Genomic DNA, 23,020 nt, shown 5'->3' with positions numbered 1-23,020 from the left:
CGGGGGCGCCGCGGTTAGTCGCGGCCGATCAGGTAGCCCAGCGCCAGGCCCGCCGCTGCGGCAATGCCCACGCCAACCCACGGGCTTTCCTGGATATAGGCATCGGCTGCCTTGTACGCCAGCTTGCCGCGCGCCAGCATGGTGTCTTCCAGCTTCAGCAAATCGGTTTTCGCGCCGGCGATCGCTTCCTGGAATTGTTTCTTGGCCTGTTCGATGTCGGCCGGCGCATCCTTTGCCGCGGAATTGAGCCACTGTTCCGCATCGCTGACGGCTTCGCGCAAGTGGCTGAGCAAGCGTTCGCGGTCGGCGCCGGCGTCCTGGCGCAAGGTGTTGCCGGCGGTGGTGTTCTGAGTCTGATCCATGGTGCCCTCTCTTTGATTAACGCAATGCGAAATCCAGGACGATGCCTGCAAATACGGCCGCTCCCAGCCAGTTATTGTGCCGGAACGCGGCGAAGCAGGGCGCACGTTCGCGGCCCCGGATCAGCGTGTAGTGATAAGCCGCGCAGCCGGCCGCTACCGCCAGCCCGGTGTAGAACCACCAGCCCAGGCCATAATGGATGCCGGCTGCCAGCAACATGCCGAGATTGACGGCGTAGCACAGCATGATGGCGGCCACGTCGAAGTGGCCAAACGTGATGGCCGACGTCCTGATGCCGATCTTCAAGTCGTCGTCGCGGTCCACCATCGCATATTCCGTGTCGTACGCCACGGCCCAGAACACATTGGCCACCAGCAGCCACCACGCGACGGCCGGTACCGTGCCCTGGATGGCCGCGTACGACATCGGGATGCCGAAGCCGAACGCGATGCCGAGATACGCTTGCGGAATCGCGAAGAAGCGCTTGAAGTAGGGGTAAGTGCCGGCTATCAGCAGGGCCGCCACGCTGAGTTGCTTGGTCAGCGCATTCAATGGCTGGATCAGCAGGAAGGCGATCAGCGACAGGGCGGCGGCCACGGCCAGCGCTTCCTTGCCGCTGATGCGGCCGCTGGTAATGGGACGCTCCGCCGTGCGCTTGACGTGGCGGTCGAAATCCTGGTCCGCGTAATCGTTGACGGCGCAACCGGCCGACCGCATCAGGAAGGTGCCCAGGCAAAAGATCAGCAATACGTGCCAGTCGGGCACGCCGCCGCTGGCCAGCCACATCGCGCTCAGCGTCGGCCACAGCAGCAGCACGGTGCCGATGGGTTTATCGAGGCGGATCAGGCGGAAATAGAGCTGCAGCTTGTTCATCGCGGTTCACTGTTGCTATGGGAAAAACGCGATTATAGTACGGGGCGCGGGCGGGACTGGCGGGGACGCTCAGGCTTCGTGGCCAGCCACCGGCGTGACGCCGGGCAGCTTGCACTGCGCCACCGCCGTGCAAACGGCGTCGATGGCGGCCTTGCGGGTAAAGCTTTTGCGCCATACGATGACGACGCGGCGCGTGGGTTCCGGATCGGTGAAGGGGCGGAATTGCAGCATGCCGTCCTGCACATTCATGTCCGGCACGGAAGCGCGCGGCAAGACCGTCAGGCCGATGCCGCTGGCCACCATGTGGCGGATGGTTTCCAGCGACGACCCCTCGAAGGTGCGCTGCATGCCATTGCCCGGCGCCGCATAGCGGGCCATTTCCGGACATACTTCCAGCACCTGGTCGCGGAAACAATGGCCATTCCCCAGCAACAGCATGGTTTCCGTCTTCAAGTCTTCGGCCGGAATGCTCTGGCGGGCTGCCCACGGGTGATTGTGTGGCATGGCCACCACAAACGGTTCGTCATACAGTGCTTGCAGCGCCATGCCGTGGTCGGGCAGCGGCAATGCCATGATGGCCGCATCCAGTTCGCCCTGGCGCAGCATTTCCAGCAATTTGACGGTGAAATTTTCCTGCAGGATCAGCGGCATTTGCGGCACATGGCTGACCATGGCTTTGACCAGCGGCGGCAACAGGTAGGGGCCAATCGTGTAAATCACGCCCAGGCGCAGCGGGCCTGCCAGCGGATCCTTGTTTTGCTTGGCTAATTCCTTGATTGCGGCGGTTTGTTCCAGCACGCGTTCGGCCTGGGCCACGATTTGCGCGCCCAGCGGTGTAACCGAGATTTCCGCGCCGCCCCGTTCAAACAGCACGACGCCCAGTTCATCTTCGAGTTTCTTGATGGCGACCGATAACGTCGGCTGGGCGACATAACAGGCTTCGGCGGCGTGTCCGAAGTGTTTGGCGCGCGCAACGGCGACAATGTATTTCAGCTCGGTCAGTGTCATGCAACCTATTTGAACACAGGCAACCGGCGCACGCAATGGTCCTGTGATCATCCGCGCAAGACAAAGTGGCAACACGGGGGGAATGGTCACGGCATATGGCGCGGCATATAATGGCTGCGCCCACCCGCCGCTGACAGGAGCATCGCGCATGTCTACTTTTGGTCACGAAGAAGCCCAGGCTTATATCCATAAATTGCTGACGGTGATGCATCAGACCGGCGGGTCCGACTTGTTCATTTCCGCCGATTTCCCTCCCAGCATGAAGTCGCAGGGGGCGATGAAACCCCTGAGCCAGCAGCGCCTGACGGGCGAAGTCACCAAGGCGCTGGCGTACGCCATCATGAACGAGCGGCAGCGGGCCGAGTTCCAGGCGGAGATGGAGTGCAATTTCGCCATATCGCTGCCCAATGTGTGCCGATTCCGCGTCAATGTCTTCGTTCAGCAGCAGAACGTGGCGATGGTGATCCGTACCATCGCATCGGAAATCCCGAATTTCCAGAAGCTGGATTTGCCCGAGGTGCTGAAGGAAGTGATCATGACCAAGCGCGGGCTGGTGCTGGTGGTGGGCGGCACCGGGTCCGGCAAGTCGACCACGCTGGCCGCCATGATCGATTACCGCAATGCGAATTCAGCCGGCCACATCATCACGGTGGAAGATCCCGTCGAATACGTGCACAAGAACAAAGGGTGCCTGATCACGCACCGCGAAGTGGGCGTCGATACGTTGTCATGGCATAACGCGCTGAAAAATACGCTGCGCCAGGCGCCGGACGTGATCCTGATCGGCGAAATCCGCGACACGGAAACCATGGAACATGCAATCGCGTTTGCGGAAACCGGCCATTTGTGCCTGGGCACGCTGCACGCGAACAATGCCAACCAGACCATGGACCGCATCATCAACTTCTTCCCGGAAGAGCGGCGTAATCAACTGTTGATGGACTTATCGTCGAATTTGCGGGCCATCGTGTCGCAGCGGCTGGTTCGCACGGAAGACGGCAAGGGGCGCAAGGCGGCGATTGAAATCCTGCTGAATTCGCCGACAATTTCTGAAATGATTTTGAAGGGGAATTTCCAGTCGATTAAGGAAATCATGCACAAGTCCCGCGAGCTGGGCATGTGCACGTTCGACCAGGCGTTGTACGAACTCTATAATAAGGGCTTCATTTCATACGACGAAGCCATCCGCAATGCCGATTCCGCCAACGGCCTGCGTCTGCAAATCAAGTTGCGCGGCGACCGCAAGGAGCCCGGTGACACCGGCGGCTCCAGCGCGGCTGCCGGTTTGAGCATGCAGATCGAGGAAGAACCGGAGGAGGAAGATGATGCGTCCGGCGCCAAACAATAGAACCCATGCCCAATTTTGAAGAAAAAATCTGCAGCCGCGCCACGTTGAAAGAACGGGTCGCCGCGCTGCCCAAGCCGGTGGTGGTGACCAACGGCGTGTTCGATATCCTGCACCGCGGCCACGTGACGTACCTGGCGCAGGCGCGCGCACTGGGCGCGTCGCTGGTGGTGGCCGTCAATACGGACGCGTCCGTCAAGCGGCTGGGCAAGGGCGATGACCGTCCATTGAACCACTGCGAAGACCGCATGGCCGTGCTGGCCGCGCTGGAATCGGCCAGCCTGGTGGTGGCGTTCGATGAAGACACGGCGCTGGAAGTGGTGCAGGAATGCCAGCCGGAGATCTATGCCAAGGGCGGCGATTACGACATGACGGCGATTCCGGAAGGTCAGGCGGTGCTGGCCTATGGCGGCAAGGCGGTGGCCATCGATTTCGAGCATGACCGTTCGACCACCCGGTTGCTGGCCAAGGTGCGCATGTATGGTAACTGAGTGGTAATTAAGATTTTTTCAGGATAGTGATCTTGCCGTCCGATTCGAGGAAGATGCAATGCATTTCCTCGAGTTTGCAATCTTCTTCGCGCAATGCGCGTTCGATGTCGTTGTCGGCGACGCGGTTGTTGACGGCGACTTCGTGAAAGATCTTGCCGTTACGGCCCAGCAGCACGGCCGTGCCTTCGATCCAGTCGGTGGCCTTGCGGCTGTGCGCCGTCAGCCACGCGATAAAGATATTGAGTCCGATCAGCGTTGCCGCCAGCAGCAGGCCGCCAGGCACGGACTGGTCGCCGCCGGACAGTGAATTCGATACGGCTTCCGACAGCAGCATAATCACCAGCAAATCAAACGGTGAAAATTGCCCCACCGTGCGCTTGCCGGAAATCCGCACCATGACCAGCAGCGCCACATAAATAATGGTGGCGCGAACAACGTATTCCCACCACGGTAATTCCATGTCGAACATGACGCCTCCCGTCGCTTCCTGCCGTTATACGACAGGAAAACGGAGCGCGCCCACACGGTTGGGGGCTTACGCGCCGCCCTGGTAACCGTTCTGGCGCCACGCTTCGAATACGACGACCGCCACGGTATTCGACAGGTTCAGGCTGCGGTTGCCGGGCCGCATGGGCAGGCGGATGCGCTGCGATTCCGGGAAGCCGTTGCGGAAATCCGCGTCCAGGCCCTTGGTCTCGGAACCGAAAACAAACACGTCGCCGGGACGGAATTGCTGGCTGGCGAATGGCGACGAGCCGTGCGTGGTCATCGCGAACAGGCGCGCGGGATCAGGCTGCACGGCGGCCATGAAGGCGGCCCAGTCCTTGTGCACCTGCATGGCCGCATATTCGTGGTAATCCAGCCCGGCGCGTTTCAATTTGCTGTCATCGAGCTCGAAACCCAATGGTTCGATCAAATGCAGCTGCGCGCCGGTATTGGCGCACAGGCGGATCACGTTTCCCGTGTTGGGTGGGATTTCCGGCTTGACCAGGACTACATGAAACAATTTACTCTCCTTTAAAACTCATTCATCGTGCGGCGGCGTGCGTGCAAAGACCAGGCAAGTGACCCGCGCCGCGCCATAGCGCTTCAACAGCGCCGCCAACTCATTCATGGTCGCGCCGCTGGTCATCACATCGTCGACCAGGCCGATATGGCGGCCTTCTATGCAGTCGCGCCGCAGGGCGGCAAACGCGCCCGCGATATGGGCGCGCCGTTCCGCCGGCGTGGCGCTCCGGCTGAGCGCCTCGGTTTCCTTGACGCGGATGGCCATCCGCACCTGCAACGGCACCTGGATGCGGCGCGCCAGCGGGCGGGCCATTTCCAGCGCCTGGTTATACCCCCGCTGCGCCAGCCTGCGCGGGCCCAGCGGCACCGGGCACAGCACGTCGGGCCGGACAAGATCGCCGGCCACGTTGCACGCATCGGCCAGCGCTTCGCCAAACAGCCGCGCCAGGGCCAGGCGGCCGCCGAATTTCAACTGCAGCACCAGCCGGTCCAGCGGCAGCGCGTACGCGGCGGCGGCCACCGTCGTGTCAAATGCCGGCGGCGTGCGCAGGCAATAGCCGCACAGCCCAGCGCCGGCCCCCGCCGGCAACGGGTTGGCGCACTTGCCGCAGCGGGGAAGCCGGGCCAACTGCCAGCCTTCTATATAGTGCTGGTGGCAGGCGGCGCACACGACCCGCCCGCCGGCAAGGCTGCCGCACAGTGCGCATTGGCCCGGCAACAGCAGCTTGCCGGCGTGCGACAGCAAGCGGCGCAAGGGCAGGGCGGCGCGCCCCAGGCCTGCTCGCCAGCCATGGCCGACGGCACTGCCCAAGTCACCGTCCAGCCCGGTCCGCATCGCAAACCCCGCCAACCATGTAAACTGCCGCCATTATCTCATCCCGAGCAGTCAAGACCATGCAAGCACCCTCCAAACCGCCAAAACTCAGCGCCCCCATCGATCTCGAGCGCGTCCGGGCGCAATTCGCCCATCCCGAGCGTATCGCGCCGTCCGATTTCCTGCGCCGCGAAATCGCATCCCGCATGCGCGACCGCCTGGCGCTGGTGAAAATGATCCCGCAGCGCGTGCTGGACGCGGGCTGCGGACCGGGCGCCGATCTGGCAATGTTGCAAAAAATGTATAGCGCCACCCACCTGATCGGCATCGATGCGGCCGAAGCCATGGCGCGCGCCGCCAAAGGGCCTGCCGCCAAAGGGTTGAATCAGTTGCTCAGCAAGCTGTTGCCAGGCAAAACCGGCGTCGATTTGTTGTGCGGCGATTTCGCGGAATTACCGCTGGCGCTGCACAGCATCGACCTGGTCTGGTCGAATTTGGCGCTGCACTGGCATCCGCAGCCGGACCGTGTGTTTGCCGAATGGCGCCGCGTGTTACGGATTGAAGGCTTGCTCATGTTTTCCTGTTTCGGTCCGGATACCTTCGTCGAAGTGCGCAATGCGTTTGCAGAAGTGGATTTGGCGCAACATGCGTTGCCTTTTGTCGACATGCACGATTTTGGCGACCAATTGGTGGAAGCGGGCTTTTCCACGCCGGTGCTGGACATGGAAAAAATCACCGTCACCTACGATACGCCGCAGGCATTGCTGGCCGATGTGCGCGCCTGGGGCGGCAATCCACTGGCCACGCGGCGGCAGGGATTGCTGGGCCGCGCCGCGCACCAGCGGCTGTTGAACGGCCTGGAACGCCAGCGCCGGGCGGATGGCAAGCTGGGTCTGACCTTTGAAGTGTTGTATGGACATGCTTTCCGTCCGGCGCCGCGCACCACCAGCACGGGCGAATCCATCGTGCGTTTCGATCTGCCGCGCAACAGCCCCAATAAGCCGCCTAAATAACCTGAATACCAGTCCGGACATACGCAGAATATCGTTATCGATATGTGGCAAATATCGCCAAAGCTGTCGGCTTTGCTCTTGCGTAATGGATAATCTTCTTGATGCGCTCAGAGGATGTTGTCTATAATCCTTGACTAATTTTGCCATCTTTTTGCCCTGTTTTCGGGCAAGGTGAAAAGGTTTTAGGTGTTGTAGCGCTCGGCGGCTATTCAGAACATCGAACGGCTGCCTTTAAAAATATTTTTATTTCTTGGGTGGTTGGGGAAAATATGATATATGCAAAGCGATTTCAATCGTTGATGCTCGCGCTGTCGATGGCGGCCGCCTCTGTTCCGGCATGGGCGGCTGACTCGGCGGCAGCTGCAACTGAATACTCGAAAGCCACGGGTGGAACCGGCGGTCCGGTTGCCAATCAGCTGAACTTGCAGCCACCGGCTACGAAGATCGCGACTGAGATCTACGATCTGCACAATTTGATGATGTACATCTGCCTGGCGATCTTTATCGCTGTCTTCGGCGTGATGTTTTACTCCATCTTCAAACACCGTAAATCGCTGGGCCACAAACCTGCCACCTTCCACGAATCGACTGCCGTTGAAATCGCCTGGACCGTGGTGCCATTCCTGATCGTGATCGGCATGGCGCTGCCGGCGACCCGCACCGTGGTGGCCATGAAAGACACGTCGAACGCCGACATCACCATCAAAGCCACCGGCATGCAGTGGAAATGGGGCTATGACTACCTGAAGGGCGAAGGCGAAGGCATCAACTTTATCTCCAACATCGCCACCCCGCGTTCGCAAGTCGGCTCGCCCGGCGTCGCGCCAACGGAAAAGCGTTCCGATACCTACCTGATCGAAGTCGATAACGAAGTTGTGGTGCCGGTTAACCGCAAGATCCGTATCGTCACCACCGCCAACGACGTGATCCACGCGTGGACCATCCCGGCCTTCGGCGTCAAGCAGGATGCGATCCCCGGCTTCGTGCGCGACACCTGGTTCAAGGCTGAGCACACCGGCGTATATCGCGGCAATTGCGTGGAACTGTGCGGTAAAGAGCACGCATTCATGCCGATCGTGGTGCGTGTCGTGACCGCGGACGAGTACACCGCCTGGGTCGACAAGAAGAAAAAGGAACTGGCTGCGCTGGCGGACGATCCGAACAAGACCTGGACCATCGACGAACTGAAAACCAAGGGCGAAAAAGTCTACAACACCAACTGCGTTGCTTGCCACCAGGCTACCGGCAAGGGCGTGCCAGGCGCGTTCGCGTCGCTGGACGGTTCGGCTGTCGTGAACGGTCCGAAAGCCGACCAGATCCACGTGCTGCTGAACGGCCAGAAGAGCGGCAAGTTCCCAAGCGAAATGCCGGCATGGAAACAATTGTCGGATACCGATATCGCCGCGGTCATTACGTACACCCGCAACAGCTGGTCGAACAAGGCTGCTGAAAACATCGTTCAACCGGCCGAAGTTCTGGCTGCACGTAAGTAATTAGGAGTTGCCTATCATGAGCACGACTGTCGATCACGCACACGATCACGCGCACGGCCACGACCATGCGCACGACCACCCACATGGCTTGCAGCGCTGGCTGTTTGCCACCAACCACAAGGACATCGGTACCCTGTACCTGTGGTTCTCGTTCATCATGCTGCTGTCCGGCGGCGTGCTGGCGCTGATGATCCGTACCGAACTGTTCCAGCCTGGCCTGCAATTCTTCCAGCCTGAATTCTTCAACCAGCTGACCACCATGCACGGCCTGGTGATGGTGTTCGGCGCGATCATGCCGGCCTTCGTCGGCTTCGCCAACTGGATGATCCCGCTGCAAGTGGGCGCTTCCGACATGGCGTTCGCCCGCATGAACAACTTCTCGTTCTGGCTGTTGCCGCCTGCGGCGCTGCTGCTGGCCGGTTCGTTCTTCGTTCCCGGCGGCGCCACCGCGGCCGGCTGGACGCTGTACGCACCGCTGTCGACCCAGATGGGCCCTGGCATGGACATGGGTATTTTCGCCATGCACATCATGGGCGCCTCGTCGATCATGGGTTCGATCAACATCATCGTCACCATCCTGAACATGCGCGCCCCTGGCATGACCCTGATGAAGATGCCGATGTTCTGCTGGACCTGGCTGATTACCGCCTACCTGCTGATCGCCGTGATGCCGGTCCTGGCTGGCGCGATCACCATGACCCTGACCGACCGTCACTTCGGCACCTCGTTCTTTAACGCTGCCGGCGGCGGCGACCCGGTCATGTACCAGCACATCTTCTGGTTCTTCGGCCACCCCGAGGTGTACATCATGATTCTGCCGGCCTTCGGTATCGTGTCGCAGATCATCCCGGCCTTCGCCCGCAAGCCACTGTTCGGCTATGCATCGATGGTGTACGCCACCGCGTCGATTGCGATCCTGTCGTTCATCGTCTGGGCCCACCACATGTTCACCACCGGCATGCCGGTGACGTCGCAGCTGTTCTTCATGTACGCCACCATGCTGATCGCCATCCCGACCGGCGTGAAAGTGTTCAACTGGATCGCCACCATGTGGAAAGGTTCGATGACCTTTGAAACCCCGATGCTGTTCTCGGTGGGCTTCCTGTTCGTGTTCACCATGGGCGGTTTCACCGGCCTGATCCTGGCGGTCACCCCGATCGACATCCAGTTGCAAGACACCTACTACGTGGTGGCGCACTTCCACTACGTGCTGGTGGCAGGTTCGCTGTTCGCGCTGTTCGCGGGCTTCTACTACTGGGGTCCGAAGTGGACTGGCTTCATGTACAACGAAACCATGGGCAAGATCCACTTCTGGGCATCGCTGATCACGTTCAACATCACGTTCTTCCCGATGCACTTCCTGGGCCTGGCCGGTATGCCACGCCGCTACGCCGACTATCCGGCGCAGTTCACGGACTTCAACTCGATCGCCTCCATCGGCGCGTTCGGTTTCGGCCTGTGCCAGGTGTTCTTCCTGTTCTTCGTGGTACTGCCTAGCATCCGCGGCGGCAAACCAGCGGCCGACAAGCCATGGGAAGGCGCGGAAGGCCTGGAGTGGACCGTGCCGTCGCCGGCGCCGTTCCACACCTTCGAAGAACCGCCAATCGTCAAGTAATGAAATCAGGCGGGGGCTGATGCCTCCGCCCATGCAGAGAGGGGCGCAGCATGTCTGATCCAAAGAAGCAAAACAGCAGCAACCTGAAAATGGCCCTGACGCTGGGTTCGATCGCGTTGCTGTTTTTCGTCTCGGTTTTCGTCAAGCGTATCTGGCTGAGCTGACCCGTGACTGAAAACCGCCGCCTGCTGGGCAAGCTGATCGTCATCGCTGTCATGATGTTCGGCTTTGGATATTTGCTGATCCCCGTCTACAAGCATATTTGCGAAGTGCTGGGCATTAACAACATCACGCAAAAAGACGGCACGGTGAATTTGCCGGGCAATACGCAAGTCGATACCAGCCGCACCATCACGGTGGAACTGGACAGCAATGCGCATGGCCCATGGCGTTTCCGCGCCACCCAGCGCTCGCTGCAGGTACATCCGGGCGAGCTGGTGACGGTGGTGTATGAAGTGGTGAATGTCCAGTCACGCACGGTGAATGCGCAAGCGATACCCAGCTATGCGCCCAGCCAGGTGGCGCAGTATTTCAAGAAAGTCGATTGCTTCTGCTTTAAACAGCAGACCCTGAAGGCGAACGAAGCGCGGCAAATGCCAGTGGTGTTTTATATCGACCCGGCATTGCCAAAGGATGTGAAAACGTTCACGCTGTCTTACACCTTCTTTGAAATCGATGGACTGGACAACAAGACGGCGGCGCGATGACGGAGCAACCCGAGAAAAAAGTGCGGCAGGCATCGTTTCTGTATTCGCTGAAAGCGGTGCTGTGGTCGTTTTTTGGCCTGCGCAGGAAAAGCGATTTCGACCAGGATGAAGTGAAACTGAACCTGGCCTATGTGATTATCGCAGCGCTGCTGGGGGCTGCCGGGTTCATCGCCCTGCTGATAACGATAGTGAAATTTGCAGTACGCAATTAAATAAATGCGTAAATTTAAGGAGATAACGAGATGAGTTCTCATAACGCGGCACCGTACTACTTCGTGCCTGGTCCATCCAGGTGGCCTATGCTGGGCGGCCTTTCGCTGCTCATCACGATGATCGGCGCCTCCGCGTGGGTCAACGACGCTTCGTGGGGTTCGACGGTGAACTTCATCGGTATCGCATGCACGCTGACCGTGCTGTATTTCTGGTTCGGCGACGCCATCAAGGAATCCGAAGGCGGCATGTACAGCAAACGCATCGACCACTCGTACCGCTGGTCGATGGGCTGGTTCATCTTCTCGGAAGTGATGTTCTTTGGCGCGTTCTTCGGCGCGCTGTTCTATGCCCGCACCATCACCTTGCCATGGCTGGGCGACCTGGACCACAAATTCATCTGGCCCGACTTTGTTGCGCAATGGGGTAACAGCCCGGCCGGCACGATCGAGCCGTACACGTCGATGGGCCCGTTCCCGATCCCGACCATCAATACCGCGCTGCTGCTGACGTCAGGCCTGACCTTGACCATCGCCCACCATGCGCTGGTGGCCGGCAAGCGTGCCAAAACCATCGTGTGGCTGGCGGCAACCGTGCTGCTGGGCGCCGTGTTCATGGGCTTCCAGGCGTATGAATACATCCATGCTTATCACGAACTGAACCTGAAGCTGACCTCGGGCATCTACGGTTCCACCTTCTTCATGCTGACCGGCTTCCACGGCTTCCACGTGACCATGGGCGCGATCATGCTGGGCGTGGTGCTGGTGCGCCTGATGAAAGGCCACTTCACGCCGGAACACCACTTCGCGTTCGAAGGCGCGGCCTGGTACTGGCACTTTGTCGACGTCGTCTGGCTGGGCCTGTACGTCGTCGTGTACTGGATGTAAGCGTATAATCGGCGGCGCGGCTGACGGCTGCGCCGCCAAATAAAAAAGCCGTACGCAGGATTCAGCGTACGGCTTTTTTATTGGTGCAATGCGTTGTTACCGGATACCGGTCGGGTGGATATAGCCCAGGTAATTGGCCAGCAGGATGCACAGGAACAGCAGGATGGAAAAGCCCACGCGCATGCCCAGCGAACGGGCCATGCGCGGATCGGCTTTGTTTTTCTGGCGCATCATGTGATAGAGGGCGGAGCCGAGGCTGGCCAGGATCAGGATGAATGCAATGGCGACGAGGATTTTCATGATGTGTGGTAATCACAGGAAGGTTGCATTGTAATGCGTCCGGGGTTTCCCATTAAGTTCCGCTTCAGGCTGATTCCCTTTATTGCCACGGTATTGCTGGTGGCGCTGGGCGTTTCCCTTGGCCAGTGGCAGGACCGGCGCGCGGAATACAAGATGGCCCAGGAATTGCGCCTGCAGGCGGGGCGCACGGGGGCGCCGCTCGACATCGGCGCGCAACCCATGTCGGCGTCGCTGGTGGAATTCCGCCGCGTGCGCATGACGGGTGAATTTGTCGCGGCCTGGCCGATCTACCTGGACAATCGTCCGTATCAGGGCCGCGCGGGTTTTTATTTGCTGATGCCGTTTAAAATCGCAGGAACGGACATGCACGTGCTCGTGGCCCGCGGCTGGCTGCCCCGCAATATGGCGGACCGCAACCAGGTACCCGACTACCGCACACCGTCCGGCACGGTGACGGTGGAAGGCGTGGCGCGGCTGGGTCCGGGGCAGGTGATGCAGTTGGGCACGCCGCCCGCATTGCAGCGCCACGCGATCGTGCAAAATGCCACCGTGCAGGAAGTGGCGGCGGCCAGCGGCTTGCGCATGCAACCGTTTGTCGTTGAACAGGCGGCGCCTGCCGGGCCGGAAGATACGGGCATTGTGCATGACTGGCCTGCGCCGTCGACGGGTGTCGATAAACACAAGGGCTACGCGTTCCAGTGGTACGGCCTGGCGCTGATGGCTTTACTCTTTTTTGTCGTAACGGGATTCAGACGTGGAAAAGCAACAAGTTAAGCAGGGAAATGCGCAGGAAAATGCGCAAGGCAATGCGCCGCAGCGCTCCAGGGGGCGTTGGAAATTGCTGGCCGTGCTGGCCGTGTGCGCGGCGCCGATGATCGCGTCGTACCTGACGTATTACGTGATCAAGCCGGAAGGACGCACCAATTACGGCGCGCTGCTCGACCCCCGCCAACATCCGATCCCGGCCATGGCCAGTACGCAGCTCGATGGCAAGCCCGGTACGCTGGACGATTACAAGGGCAAGTGGATCATGCTGAAAGTGGGCCCGTCCGATTGCGCCCAGGCGTGCCAGGACCAGTTGTTCGCCATGCGCCAGCTGCGCACCATGCAGGGCAAGGAAGCGAGCCGCATCGAACGCGTGTGGCTGATCACGGATAACGAACCGCTGGAAACCGTGCTGCTGCGCGTCAATGACGGCACCCGCATGTTGCGCGCGCCGCTGGATGCCGTGCAGAAGTGGCTGCCGGTGGAGCAGGGCGGCAAGGCTTCCGACCATATCTACCTGATCGACCCGCTGGGCAACCTGATGATGCGTTTCCCGAAAGACGCGGATCCGTCGAAGGTGAAAAAAGACCTGGGCAAGGTGCTGAAAGCGTCGGCCATCGGCTAAGGACATGTTGAGGAAACCGCCATGCATGTGACTTCCCTTGCGCAAATGCTCATCACGGGCTTGCTGGTGGCAATGCTGCCGGCGGCCATGGTGTGGATGTCGTCGGATGAAAACAAGTACCGCAAACTGGTGTGGACTTGCGTGTTCCTCACGTTCGACCTGATCGTGTTTGGCGCGTTCACCCGCCTGACGGATTCCGGCCTGGGTTGCCCGGACTGGCCCGGCTGCTATGGCCTGGCCAATCCCTTCCTCGCGCATGCGGAAATCGCGGCGGCGGAAGCGCTGCAGCCGACCGGCCCCGTCACGGTGTTCAAGGCGTGGGTGGAAATGATCCACCGCTACCTGGCAATGGGGATCGGCGTGCTGATCGTGGCCATGATGGCCACCGCCTGGATACAGTGGCGCAAATTCAAGCGTCCCGGTTTCGAGCCCGCCATGCCGACGTTTTTGTTTTTCTTCGTTTGCCTGCAGGGCGCATTCGGCGCCTGGACCGTTACCATGAAATTGCAGCCGGTCATCGTCACCGGCCACCTGTTGCTGGGCATGGGGTTATTGGCGCTGCTGGTGTGGTTCGGTTCCCGCCAGAATACCGTGCATGATGCGTTGACGGGCAAGAAAGCCCGTCCGGCCGCGCCGCCGCCCGTGTTGCGCGCGATCCGCTGGCTGGCGGTGGCGTCCGGCGTGGTAGTCGCCATGCAACTGGCGCTGGGTGCGTGGGTAAGTACTAACTACGCCACCCTGGCGTGCACGGAATTCCCCAAGTGTGGCGGCCAGTGGGTGCCGGCCATGGATTTCGAACATGGTTTCCATTTGTGGCGCGAACTGGGCAAGACGGCCACCGGCCACTACCTGCCGTTCGAGGCGCTGACGGCCGTGCACTGGGTGCACCGCAATTTCGCGCTGATGGTGGCGGCGGTGGCGGGCTATACCGCTTATCGCGCCTGGAACATTGCCGGCATGACAAAACTGGCGCGCGGCATCGCCACGGTGCTGGGCGTGCAGGTGGTGACGGGCATCGCCACCATCTATCTGAACTTCCCGCTGACCATCGCCGTACTGCATAACGGCGGCGCGGCGATGCTGGTCTTGATGCTGGCCATGTTAAACTACCGGGCTAAGCATCAATTCGACACGGCCCTGCATAGCGAAATCAACACTTTGCGCGCAGCGGCGCCTTCCAGGCACCAGTAATGACGACCCAGACTGTTACCCATAAACCGAGCCATCGCATGTCCCGCATATCCCAATACTGGGCGCTGACGAAACCGCGCGTCACGCAACTGGCGGTGTTTTGCGCCGTCATCGGCATGTTCCTGGCCAGCGAATCGTTGCCTGACTGGAAAGTCGTGGTGGCCGCCACCCTCGGCATCTGGCTGCTGGCCGGCGCGGCGTTTGCCGTCAATTGCCTGGTCGAGCGTGAAATCGATGCGCGCATGGCCCGCACGGCCCGCCGGCCGATGGCGCAGGGTGAAATCTCGCCGATGGAAACCGTGGTGTTTTCAGCCGTGATTGGCGGCGCCGGCATGTGGGTGCTGTATGCACTGGTCAATCCGCTGACGATGTGGCTGACCTTCGTCACCTTTGTCGGCTATGCCGTCATCTATACGATGATTTTGAAACCCGCCACGCCGCAAAATATCGTGATTGGCGGCCTGTCCGGCGCCATGCCGCCCGCGCTGGGCTGGGCTGCGGTCGCCAACGACGTGCCGATGCAGGCGTGGCTGCTGGTGATGATCATCTTTGTCTGGACTCCGCCGCACTTCTGGGCGCTGGCCATGTACCGCCGCGACGATTATGCGAAATCCGGGTTGCCGATGCTGCCCGTCACGCACGGCATGCAATTCACGGGATTCAATGTCTGGCTGTATTCGATCGCACTGGCGGCAACGACGTTGCTGCCATTCGCCGTCAAGATGAGCGGCCTGATTTACCTGGCCAGCGCGATCGTGCTGAACGCCATCTTCCTGTGGCATGGCTGGCGCATCCACCGCCACTACAGCGACCTGGTGGCGCGCAAGGCGTTCGCGTGGTCGATCATTTACCTGTCCCTGTTGTTCGCCGCGCTGCTGGTGGACCATTACATCAAAATTTAATGATGAAAAAACTGCTTGCCGTGATGTTGTCCGCAGCCCTGGCGCTGTCCGTCGCCGGCTGTAACAAGGGCCCGGACAAACTGCAATTCCAGAATACGGATTTGACGGGCCTGAGCTATGCGGAAAAACTGTCGCTGACCGACCATACGGGCAAGCCTGTCACGCTGGACACCTACAAGGGCAAAGTGATTGCCGTGTTTTTCGGCTTTACGCAATGCCCGGAAGTGTGCCCGACGACCTTGGCCAACATGGCCAATGTCATGCAGCAGCTGGGCCCGCAGGCGGACCAGGTGCAAGTCCTGTTCGTGACCCTGGACCCGGAACGCGATACGCAGGAATTGCTGCAGCAATACGTGCCGGGCTTTGACAAGCGCTTCGTCGGCCTGCGCGGCACGCCGGAGCAGACGGCTGCGGCCGCCAAGGAATTCAAGGTCATCTACAACAAGGTGCCCGGCAAGACGCCGGACAGCTATACCATCGAGCACACGGCGGCAACCTTCGTGTTCGACAAGAATGGCAAGATCCGCCTGTACGTGCGGGACAAGCAGGATCCCGCTGCCATCGTTCACGACCTGAAATTGCTGCTTTCCTGATACAGTAGGTTCTCTGGATAACACCGGGGAACCGCCTTGGAAAAACGTTTTCAACCCTACACCCGCCTGGCTGCCGTCATCTTCCTGGTGATCGGTTGCCTGGTGGTGCTGCACCCCTTCCTGGCGGCCATCCTGTTTGCCGCCGCCATCACAATTTCCTCCTGGCCCCTGTTCCTGATGCTGCTGCACCGCTGCCGGCAGCGCAAGACACTGGCGGCCGCCATCATGACCGTATCGCTGGTGCTGGTGATCATCCTGCCGCTGGCCCTGGTCACGTGGAATATCGCCGACCATGCGGGGGAAGTGGTGGACCATGTACGCGACGCGATGGCCGATGGCACATTCGAGCCGCCGGCGTGGCTGAAAGACATCCCCATGGTGGGCGAACAGGCGGACACCTACCTGCGCAAGCTGATCGGCAGCCGCGATGAAATGATGGCGCTGGCCAAGCGCTACATGGAGCCGGCCCGCAAGATCGTCCTGGGCGGCGGCATGGTGCTGGGCAGCGGCGTGGCGCAAGTGAGCCTGGCCGCGTTCGTTTGTTTCTTCCTGTACCGCGATGGCCTGGTGCTGCTGGCGGCGCTGCGCACGGGGATGGTGAAAATCATGGGCGAACATGCGGAGGAAGTGGCCGATACCGTCAGCCGTACCGTCCGGGGCGTCATGTACGGCCTGCTGGGAACGGCGCTGGCGCAGGCGGCCGTGGCGGCGGCCGGTTTCCTCATTGCCGGCGTACCCGGCGTGGCGCTATTGGCCGTGGCGACATTCCTGTTTTCGCTGGTCCCCGTCGGACCACCGCTGATCTGGGGCGGCGCGGCAGTCTGGCTGTTCAACCAGGGCAGCACGGGCTGGGCGATCTTCATGGTGGTGTGGGGCGTGTTCCTCATTTCCGGCGTCGACAACGTGGTCAAGCCCATGTTGATCAGCCGCGGCAGCAGCTTGCCATTCTTGCTAGTGTTGCTTGGCGTAATGGGGGGCGTGCTGGCGTTCGGATTTGTCGGTTTGTTCATCGGTCCGACCTTGCTGGCGGTGGCCATGGGGTTATTACGCAACTGGACCAGCAGTGTCGACGAAGGTTCAAATGTGACGAACTGACGTTGTCCACTGCAACGTTTATACTGGCGGCTGGGAAACCTACGGGAGAGACCGCCATGAAGGGCGTTGTTTTTACGGAATTTATGGAATTGGTCGAGTCCCGCATGGGCCTGGACATGCTCGATCGCATCATCACGGAAGCGGACTTGCCGAACGATGGCGCGTACACGTCGGTTGGCACCTATGACCACGCGGAACTGGTGCGGCTCGTGATGGCGCTGTCCAATGCCACCGGCATGCCGATTCCCGCGCTGATCCACCTGTTTGGCCACCATTTGTTCCAGCGCTTCTCGGAGTCGTATCCGGTGCTGTTCCAGGACGCCAATTGCGTGTTTGATTTCCTCAGCCGCATCGACGACGTGATCCACGTCGAAGTGCGCAAGCTGTACCCGGACGCGGAACTGCCGACACTGCCGTGCACACGGCCTGCACCGGATCAACTGGAGTTGCTGTACAGCTCGCCGCGCGGCTTTGCCGACCTGGCGGCCGGCCTGATCGATGGCTGTATCGCGCACTTCCAGGAACCGATCAAGGTCACCCGCACTGACCTGGAAAAAGAAGGCAACCTGCACCGCACCCGTTTCCACCTGCAACTCGACGCCGTATGACTCAGTTAGACACAGGCGGCGCAGCGCCGCCCGGCTTCCCCCTGGCGCCGCAAGTGGCGGTGCCGACGGTCGCGTCGCGCAGCCTGTTGCGTGAGCGCGCGGCCCGCAAGGAAGCGGAAACCCTGCTCGAACAAAAGAGCCGGGAGCTGTATGACATCAACCAGAACCTGCGCCAGCTGAACACCCATATCGAGGAAAGCGAAGCGCGCTACCGTACGCTGGTGGAATTGATCCCCGATGCGATCTGGATCCACGCGGACGGCAAGATCATCTTCATGAATCCGGCCGCGCTGCACTTGTTTGGCGCCCATGCGCCGGACCAGTTGCTGGGCACGCAAGCCATGGAGCGGATTGCCGCCGATTGCCATCAACAGGCCCAGGCCGGCACCTACAGCGATATCGCGATGGCGCAACTGGTGCCGCGCAAGGCGCTGCGCGTGGCGCGCCTCGATGGCGAACAGGTCGAAGTGGAATTTTTTGCCAGCCGCATCTGGTTCAACAATGCCGATGCCGTGATGAGCGTGGCGCACGACGTCACGGAACGGCGCCTGCACGAAAAAGCCATCGAGCACCAGGCCACGCACGACCAGTTGACGGGCTTGCCGAACCGCGCGCTGTTCCTGGACCGCCTGGGCCATGCGATCAAGCGTGCCGAGCGCCGGCACGAACGGCTGGCCGTGATCTTCATCGACCTCGACAAATTCAAGCAAGTCAACGATACGCTGGGCCATGCGGTGGGCGACGATTTATTGCGCGCTGTCGCGGAAAACCTGCGCCACAGCGTGCGGGAATTCGACACGGTGGCGCGTCTGGGCGGCGACGAATTCGTCATCCTGCTCGACAGCCCGCTGGGTGACACCACCCCCGGCATGATCGCCGAACGCATCGGCAACAACCTGGCCAAACCGGTGATGCTGGCAGGGCAGGAACATGTGATCACGGGCAGCATGGGCTTGTCGCTGTTCCCGGAAGATGGCGCGCAGGCGGAAAACTTGCTGCGCCAGGCGGATATCGCGATGTACCGGGCCAAGGAAGCGGGTCGCAATGGCTTCCAGTTCTTTACGCAGGAAATGCAGAACCGCCTCGACGCGCGCGTGACCCTGGAGCAGGGGTTATTGCGCGCATTGCAGCGCGATGAATTCGTGCTGCACTACCAGCCGCAAATCGACCTGGCCAGCGGCCGCGTCATTGGGCTGGAGGCGTTGCTGCGCTGGCAATCGCCGGAACTGGGGCTGGTGCCGCCGATGCAATTCATCCCGGTGGCGGAGGAAAGCAATTTGATCACGGCCATCGGCTCGTGGGTGCTGGACAAGGCTTGCGCCACGTTGCGCAAATGGATCGATGCCGGCGTGCCGGTGGTGCCGGTGGCGGTCAACGTGGCCGCTTCGCAATTCTCGCACCAGAGCCTGGAACCGATGTTGCAGGAAATGCTGGAAAAGTACGACCTGGAACCATCGCTGCTGGAATTCGAATTGACGGAAAGCCTGTCGATGGATGACCCGGAAGCGTCGATCGCGCTGATGCACCGCCTGAAAGCAGTGGGCATTGCCATGGCCATCGACGACTTCGGCACCGGGTATTCGAACCTCAGTTACCTGAAGCGCTTCCCGGTCGATAAGCTGAAGATCGACCAGTCCTTTACGCGCGGCCTGGTCAACGATGCGGAAGACCGCTCCATCGTCACCGCCGTGATCCGCCTCGCCCACAGCCTGGGCTTGCGCACCATCGCCGAAGGTGTGGAAACCGAAGGCCAGTTGCGCCTGCTGGCGGCGCAAGGCTGCGATGAAATCCAGGGCTACTACTTCAGCCGCCCGCTGCCGGAAGTGGGGATGGTGGCGATGTTGAAGAGCGGGGTGGTGATGGATCTGGGGGTGTTGCGGTAACCTCGTCGCTGTCTGAGCTGTCGTCAATGGCGGGGCAGGGCGAGTCGCCTGTCCAGCCATTGTCTCCCATGACTTGCCGAATGCAGCCTGCCTGTGCGTAGTGCTTGCCATTGAACCGCCACGTGGTCGTGTACGCTTCGGCAGCGGTATGCCCTATCAACGCCAGGTCATGGTAGCCATTGGTCACATTGGCCAGGATACGTGCTTCATCTCCACCGTTCTTGAACACGATTTTGTACGTCGTCTTGCCTTGCATGCGATGGCCGATGATGAACCAGTATCGGAACAGGTGTGCCCCATAAAACGCCTGGCAGTACGGTCGAAGAGCGGGCCGGACAAAGTAATCAGTGACACCGTCTCCGTTCAGGTGGAGTGCTTTTGCGGTAAAGAATTTAGCAGTAGCTTTCTTTCCGAACCCTTTTTCAGTCATGCATTCGTGCAGCCATGCCACGTCATCAGGCTCATTGCGAAGAATGAGTTGTGCCACTGCGTCCGGAGGCGTGATACCTCCCTTCAGTTTGGACTCTGTGTGGGCCGAGAGCAGTACTTGTGGCGACGCCGCGCAAGCAAGAGGAAGTGTCAAGAGAAATGGCAGGGAGCGCATCGCGGGTTATGGTTTGCCGTGGGCGGTGGACGCCCGGATAGCGTTCAATTCCGTGCTCAGCCATTGCTGGCTCGGTACGGCCGCCGCGTTACCGCATTTGACCTGATATGGCTTGCCGGACGAACTGCTCTTCGATGCGGCCAGTTCAATGAACTGTTCCGTGGTTTTTACATTGCTTTTGTCTTCGAAGTATTCCAGCTTGCGCAGCAAGTGCGATTTCGCTTCCGCGCCGCTGTACCAGGAACCGTTGCGGTTGAACTGGCAGCCGGAGGTTTGCAGTTTGCCGAGCAGCCCGTCGATTTCCGCGCGCACCGGTGCTGCAGTTGGGGCAGCGGTGGCGTTGGCAACGATGATGGTCGCCAGGGCGGCCATCGCCAGCAGATGTTTTTTCATTGATTAAACCTTGAGCTGGCCGCGAAATCCCCGTACCGCATAGTACGATTCCGCGCCATTGTGATAAGTGAAGACGTGATCATAGCGGCGGTCGCAAAACAGTGCGCCGCCTAGTTTCCTGATGTTTGACGGGGTTTGAATCCAGCTGGAAGTTTTCCGGTCGAATTCGCCCAGTTGTTGTAATTCGCGATACTGGTCCTCTGTCAACATCGTAATGCCCATCGCCGCGGCCATCGCCATGGCGCTGCCGGCAGGCTTGTTTTGCTTGCGGGATTCCAGCGCCTGATCGTCAAAGCACAGGCTGCGCCGGCCGGCGGGGCTTTCCGATACGCAGTCGCAAAACGTGCATGCGCCGGTGGCTTCGTCATATGCAATGACATCGGGTTCACCGCCCGTGTTTTCCATTGCCTGCAAGGCGCGCAGATGTTCAGGATGGCTATCCAGCCTGGCTTGCACGGCGTGCCAGTCCAGTGCCGGGTGGCGTGGCATGTTTTTTTCGAAGCGCTGCTGCAATATGGTGATCAGGTCCCCGAATGAATTTGCAGTCATGCACCGATCCCCTTCAACTGCTGAAGCAGCGCCGTCAAAACCAGTAATCCGCCACGCAGCGCCCATCACGCGGCAAATCGTCAAAAGTATCGAGTCCGTCGAAATGATCGATCGGAATGGCCGCCACCGCTTCCGGTTCGGCCAGGCGCAAATTGACGGCAATGCGGCGGCGTCCGAGTTCGTCGATGCGCAGGCCGCGCCAGAATGCGATGCAGCCGCATGTCGGGCAAAAGTGGAATTCCAGCGCGGTGCCGCGAACGAAGGGCCGCGTTTGACCGGTAACGTGGATCCCTTCGTTTTCATAGTCGTAAGCCCACAGCGTGCCGTAACGGCGGCACGCCGTGCAATTGCATGCGGTCGCGCCATCCGGTTGGCCATCGAACGTCCAGTGCACTGCGCCGCACAGGCAGGAACCTTTGATCATGGCGTGCTCCCGTTACACATGCTGGTCGAACAGGATCTGGTTGCCGTCCGGATCTTCCACCATGAAGCTGGCCGGCCCGGACGTGGTTTCGTCGGCTTCGCTCAGCAGCGGCACACCCTGCGCTTTCAGGCTGTGCTGCACGGTACGGATATCGGGAAATGCCGGCAAGGTATTGGCGTCGCTGTCCCAGCCCGGATTGAAGGTCAGGATATTCTTGTCGAACATGCCCTGGAACAGGCCGATGATCGTGCTGCCGTTCTTGAGAATCAGCCAGTTTTTTGACTGGTCGCCGCCCCACACGGTAAAGCCCAGCTTTTCGTAAAACGCGCGGGAAGCAGCGATATCCTTGACGGCCAGGCTGACAGAGAAATTTCCAAGTTCCATGCTGTTCTCCAGGTGGATTACTGCAGCGGTTTGTACATTACATAGGCATCGACCAGTCCCAGGGTGGCATGCCGGAAGGCTTGCGGCAAGGTGCCCACGATGGCGAAGCCCAGCTTTTCATACAGCGCCACGGCCGGCGCATTGGTGCTGACGACATAGTTGAACTGCATGGCCATAAAGCCGTCGCTGCGCGCTTGCTCGATGCTGTGCGTGACCAGTGCCCGGCCCACGCCCTTGCTTTGCGCGGCAGGAGAGACGAGATACGTCGCGCTGCCGATATGGGAACCCAGGTCGGGATAATTCGCCCCGACCTTGTACATGCCGATGACGCCGCTGTCATCGGCAGCGACATAGGCGCGGTGCGCACCGAACCAGTGGCTGTGAAAGGTCTCCGGCGGCATGGACGAAGAAAACGGCAGCGTATCGCCAGTGGCGACGACAGCCTGGAAAATCTCCCGCATGGCGGGCAGGTCGGATTCAAGCGCTGGCCGGATCTGCATGGTTACGACGCTCCATAAAAACGCACCAGCCCCAGGCACAGTGCGAACAGGTAACCATAGGAAAAGCGGTCGATGCGGATCAAGTCCTGGCCGCGCCGCGCGCGCCACGCGCCCAGCAACGACATGCACAGGCCGGTGGCAATCGGCGTCACGCCAAGGTTAATCAGGCGCAGTTTGACATTGACCACCATGTGATCGGGGAATAGCCACAGGCTGATGGCGCCGGCGACGGCGCCAAAAAACGCGTAGCCGATGGCGGCCAGCCAGGGACTGGATTCCTTGCGGAAGGGGGCGGCGATGGATTGCAGGCCCACTTCGACCAGCAGCTCGCCGAAAAGCTGAATCAGGAATTCAAACAGCAGTTCAACGAGGATTTCCAT

General features: G+C 60.6%; 31 protein-coding genes. 17 read left to right on the top strand and 14 right to left on the bottom strand.

The annotated features are described in order from the left end of the window. Nucleotides 1–14 precede the first annotated feature (14 nt). The 3 genes from GJ700_RS15620 to GJ700_RS15610 all read right to left on the bottom strand — a co-directional run bounded on the left by GJ700_RS15620 (nt 15) and on the right by GJ700_RS15610 (nt 2,241). Nucleotides 15–362, bottom strand: coding sequence for a glycine zipper domain-containing protein (locus tag GJ700_RS15620; RefSeq protein WP_154375421.1), 348 nt, complete (start codon nt 360–362; stop codon nt 15–17). A 16-nt stretch (nt 363–378) separates the two neighbouring features. Next, nucleotides 379–1,233: a 4-hydroxybenzoate octaprenyltransferase gene (gene ubiA / locus GJ700_RS15615; protein WP_154375419.1), complete on the bottom strand. Its 855-nt coding sequence runs from the start codon at nt 1,231–1,233 to the stop codon at nt 379–381. A gap of 69 nt (nt 1,234–1,302) precedes the next feature. Further along, a complete protein-coding gene (locus tag GJ700_RS15610) occupies nt 1,303–2,241 on the bottom strand; it encodes a hydrogen peroxide-inducible genes activator (RefSeq protein WP_154375417.1) in 939 nt (312 codons plus the stop codon). 148 nt (nt 2,242–2,389) lie between these two features. On the opposite strand from GJ700_RS15610, the gene GJ700_RS15605 reads away from it, so the two are divergent. Both GJ700_RS15605 and rfaE2 read left to right on the top strand, forming a co-directional pair. After that, nucleotides 2,390–3,589, top strand: coding sequence for a PilT/PilU family type 4a pilus ATPase (locus GJ700_RS15605; protein ID WP_154375415.1), 1,200 nt, complete (start codon nt 2,390–2,392; stop codon nt 3,587–3,589). Nucleotides 3,590–3,594: 5 nt separating this feature from the next. Next, on the top strand, nt 3,595–4,077 hold the full coding sequence (gene rfaE2 / locus GJ700_RS15600) for a D-glycero-beta-D-manno-heptose 1-phosphate adenylyltransferase (RefSeq protein WP_154375413.1): 483 nt from the start codon (nt 3,595–3,597) through the stop codon (nt 4,075–4,077). A gap of 7 nt (nt 4,078–4,084) precedes the next feature. Here rfaE2 and GJ700_RS15595 read toward each other — a convergent pair whose 3' ends face one another. The 3 genes from GJ700_RS15595 to GJ700_RS15585 form a co-directional block, all read right to left on the bottom strand. Continuing rightward, nucleotides 4,085–4,546, bottom strand: a complete 462-nt coding sequence (locus GJ700_RS15595; RefSeq protein WP_154375411.1) for a DUF421 domain-containing protein — start codon at nt 4,544–4,546, stop codon at nt 4,085–4,087. A gap of 66 nt (nt 4,547–4,612) precedes the next feature. Further along, nucleotides 4,613–5,083: a tRNA (uridine(34)/cytosine(34)/5-carboxymethylaminomethyluridine(34)-2'-O)-methyltransferase TrmL gene (trmL, locus tag GJ700_RS15590; protein WP_154375408.1), complete on the bottom strand. Its 471-nt coding sequence runs from the start codon at nt 5,081–5,083 to the stop codon at nt 4,613–4,615. Between the two features lie 18 nt (nt 5,084–5,101). Beyond that, nucleotides 5,102–5,920, bottom strand: coding sequence for a ComF family protein (locus GJ700_RS15585; protein ID WP_154375407.1), 819 nt, complete (start codon nt 5,918–5,920; stop codon nt 5,102–5,104). A gap of 59 nt (nt 5,921–5,979) precedes the next feature. On the opposite strand from GJ700_RS15585, the gene GJ700_RS15580 reads away from it, so the two are divergent. From GJ700_RS15580 to GJ700_RS15555, 7 genes are all read left to right on the top strand, one after another. Further along, nucleotides 5,980–6,912, top strand: a complete 933-nt coding sequence (locus GJ700_RS15580) for a methyltransferase domain-containing protein (RefSeq protein ID WP_154375405.1) — start codon at nt 5,980–5,982, stop codon at nt 6,910–6,912. Between the two features lie 269 nt (nt 6,913–7,181). After that, nucleotides 7,182–8,405, top strand: coding sequence for a cytochrome c oxidase subunit II (gene coxB / locus GJ700_RS15575; RefSeq protein ID WP_154375403.1), 1,224 nt, complete (start codon nt 7,182–7,184; stop codon nt 8,403–8,405). A 16-nt stretch (nt 8,406–8,421) separates the two neighbouring features. Further along, complete coding sequence (gene ctaD, locus GJ700_RS15570) at nt 8,422–10,020, top strand: cytochrome c oxidase subunit I (protein WP_154375401.1); 1,599 nt, start codon at nt 8,422–8,424, stop codon at nt 10,018–10,020. A 50-nt stretch (nt 10,021–10,070) separates the two neighbouring features. Next, entirely contained in the window at nt 10,071–10,184 is a 114-nt protein-coding gene (locus GJ700_RS35490; protein ID WP_229507028.1) for a cytochrome oxidase small assembly protein, read from the top strand. Nucleotides 10,185–10,187: 3 nt separating this feature from the next. Continuing rightward, a complete protein-coding gene (locus tag GJ700_RS15565) occupies nt 10,188–10,727 on the top strand; it encodes a cytochrome c oxidase assembly protein (RefSeq protein WP_371867976.1) in 540 nt (179 codons plus the stop codon). Continuing rightward, entirely contained in the window at nt 10,724–10,939 is a 216-nt protein-coding gene (locus GJ700_RS15560) for a DUF2970 domain-containing protein (RefSeq protein ID WP_154375399.1), read from the top strand. The genes GJ700_RS15565 and GJ700_RS15560 overlap by 4 nt, the downstream gene beginning before the upstream one ends. A gap of 30 nt (nt 10,940–10,969) precedes the next feature. Beyond that, entirely contained in the window at nt 10,970–11,824 is an 855-nt protein-coding gene (locus GJ700_RS15555; protein WP_154375397.1) for a cytochrome c oxidase subunit 3, read from the top strand. 96 nt (nt 11,825–11,920) lie between these two features. Here the strand turns inward: GJ700_RS15555 and GJ700_RS15550 are convergent, their stop codons facing one another. Further along, the gene (locus GJ700_RS15550) at nt 11,921–12,124 is read right to left on the bottom strand and encodes a twin transmembrane helix small protein (protein ID WP_154375395.1); all 204 of its coding nucleotides are present in this window, start codon (nt 12,122–12,124) and stop codon (nt 11,921–11,923) included. 33 nt (nt 12,125–12,157) lie between these two features. Here GJ700_RS15550 and GJ700_RS15545 point away from each other — a divergent pair, with 33 nt between their 5' ends. The 8 genes from GJ700_RS15545 to GJ700_RS15510 are packed head-to-tail and all read left to right on the top strand — an operon-like array spanning nt 12,158 to nt 19,786. Next, entirely contained in the window at nt 12,158–12,898 is a 741-nt protein-coding gene (locus GJ700_RS15545; RefSeq protein ID WP_154375393.1) for an SURF1 family protein, read from the top strand. Continuing rightward, complete coding sequence (locus tag GJ700_RS15540; protein WP_371867975.1) at nt 12,879–13,514, top strand: SCO family protein; 636 nt, start codon at nt 12,879–12,881, stop codon at nt 13,512–13,514. Before GJ700_RS15545 ends, GJ700_RS15540 begins: the two co-directional genes overlap by 20 nt. A gap of 21 nt (nt 13,515–13,535) precedes the next feature. After that, nucleotides 13,536–14,705: a COX15/CtaA family protein gene (locus tag GJ700_RS15535; RefSeq protein WP_154375391.1), complete on the top strand. Its 1,170-nt coding sequence runs from the start codon at nt 13,536–13,538 to the stop codon at nt 14,703–14,705. After that, nucleotides 14,705–15,607, top strand: a complete 903-nt coding sequence (gene cyoE / locus GJ700_RS15530) for a heme o synthase (RefSeq protein ID WP_154375389.1) — start codon at nt 14,705–14,707, stop codon at nt 15,605–15,607. The genes GJ700_RS15535 and cyoE overlap by 1 nt, the downstream gene beginning before the upstream one ends. Nucleotides 15,608–15,609: 2 nt before the next feature. After that, nucleotides 15,610–16,200: an SCO family protein gene (locus GJ700_RS15525; RefSeq protein ID WP_154375761.1), complete on the top strand. Its 591-nt coding sequence runs from the start codon at nt 15,610–15,612 to the stop codon at nt 16,198–16,200. 36 nt (nt 16,201–16,236) lie between these two features. Then, a complete protein-coding gene (locus GJ700_RS15520) occupies nt 16,237–17,295 on the top strand; it encodes an AI-2E family transporter (RefSeq protein ID WP_154375387.1) in 1,059 nt (352 codons plus the stop codon). A gap of 56 nt (nt 17,296–17,351) precedes the next feature. Then, the gene (locus tag GJ700_RS15515; protein ID WP_154375385.1) at nt 17,352–17,903 is read left to right on the top strand and encodes a heme NO-binding domain-containing protein; all 552 of its coding nucleotides are present in this window, start codon (nt 17,352–17,354) and stop codon (nt 17,901–17,903) included. Then, nucleotides 17,900–19,786, top strand: coding sequence for a putative bifunctional diguanylate cyclase/phosphodiesterase (locus GJ700_RS15510; RefSeq protein ID WP_154375383.1), 1,887 nt, complete (start codon nt 17,900–17,902; stop codon nt 19,784–19,786). The genes GJ700_RS15515 and GJ700_RS15510 overlap by 4 nt, the downstream gene beginning before the upstream one ends. Here GJ700_RS15510 and GJ700_RS15505 read toward each other — a convergent pair. From GJ700_RS15505 to GJ700_RS15475, 7 genes are all read right to left on the bottom strand, one after another. Next, on the bottom strand, nt 19,707–20,237 hold the full coding sequence (locus tag GJ700_RS15505) for a hypothetical protein (RefSeq protein WP_154375381.1): 531 nt from the start codon (nt 20,235–20,237) through the stop codon (nt 19,707–19,709). The two genes, GJ700_RS15510 and GJ700_RS15505, sit on opposite strands and share 80 nt — an antisense overlap. Before the next feature lie 159 nt (nt 20,238–20,396). Continuing rightward, nucleotides 20,397–20,783 carry a DUF5329 family protein gene (locus tag GJ700_RS15500; protein ID WP_154375379.1) on the bottom strand — a complete coding sequence of 129 codons (387 nt, stop codon included), beginning with the start codon at nt 20,781–20,783 and terminating at the stop codon, nt 20,397–20,399. A gap of 3 nt (nt 20,784–20,786) precedes the next feature. Beyond that, nucleotides 20,787–21,398, bottom strand: a complete 612-nt coding sequence (locus tag GJ700_RS15495; protein WP_229507041.1) for a DUF4256 domain-containing protein — start codon at nt 21,396–21,398, stop codon at nt 20,787–20,789. After that, nucleotides 21,367–21,756, bottom strand: coding sequence for a GFA family protein (locus tag GJ700_RS15490; RefSeq protein WP_154375377.1), 390 nt, complete (start codon nt 21,754–21,756; stop codon nt 21,367–21,369). Before GJ700_RS15490 ends, GJ700_RS15495 begins: the two co-directional genes overlap by 32 nt. Before the next feature lie 12 nt (nt 21,757–21,768). Further along, on the bottom strand, nt 21,769–22,140 hold the full coding sequence (locus GJ700_RS15485) for a VOC family protein (RefSeq protein WP_154375375.1): 372 nt from the start codon (nt 22,138–22,140) through the stop codon (nt 21,769–21,771). 17 nt (nt 22,141–22,157) lie between these two features. Beyond that, complete coding sequence (locus GJ700_RS15480; protein WP_154375373.1) at nt 22,158–22,640, bottom strand: GNAT family N-acetyltransferase; 483 nt, start codon at nt 22,638–22,640, stop codon at nt 22,158–22,160. A 2-nt stretch (nt 22,641–22,642) separates the two neighbouring features. After that, on the bottom strand, nt 22,643–23,020 hold the full coding sequence (locus GJ700_RS15475) for a hypothetical protein (RefSeq protein WP_154375371.1): 378 nt from the start codon (nt 23,018–23,020) through the stop codon (nt 22,643–22,645).

Source organism: Pseudoduganella rivuli, from assembly GCF_009674485.1.
GTDB lineage: Bacteria > Pseudomonadota > Gammaproteobacteria > Burkholderiales > Burkholderiaceae_D > Rugamonas > Rugamonas rivuli_B.
The sequence above is the reverse complement of the archived record's forward strand: the minus strand, read 5'-3'. Positions and strand labels throughout refer to the sequence as shown.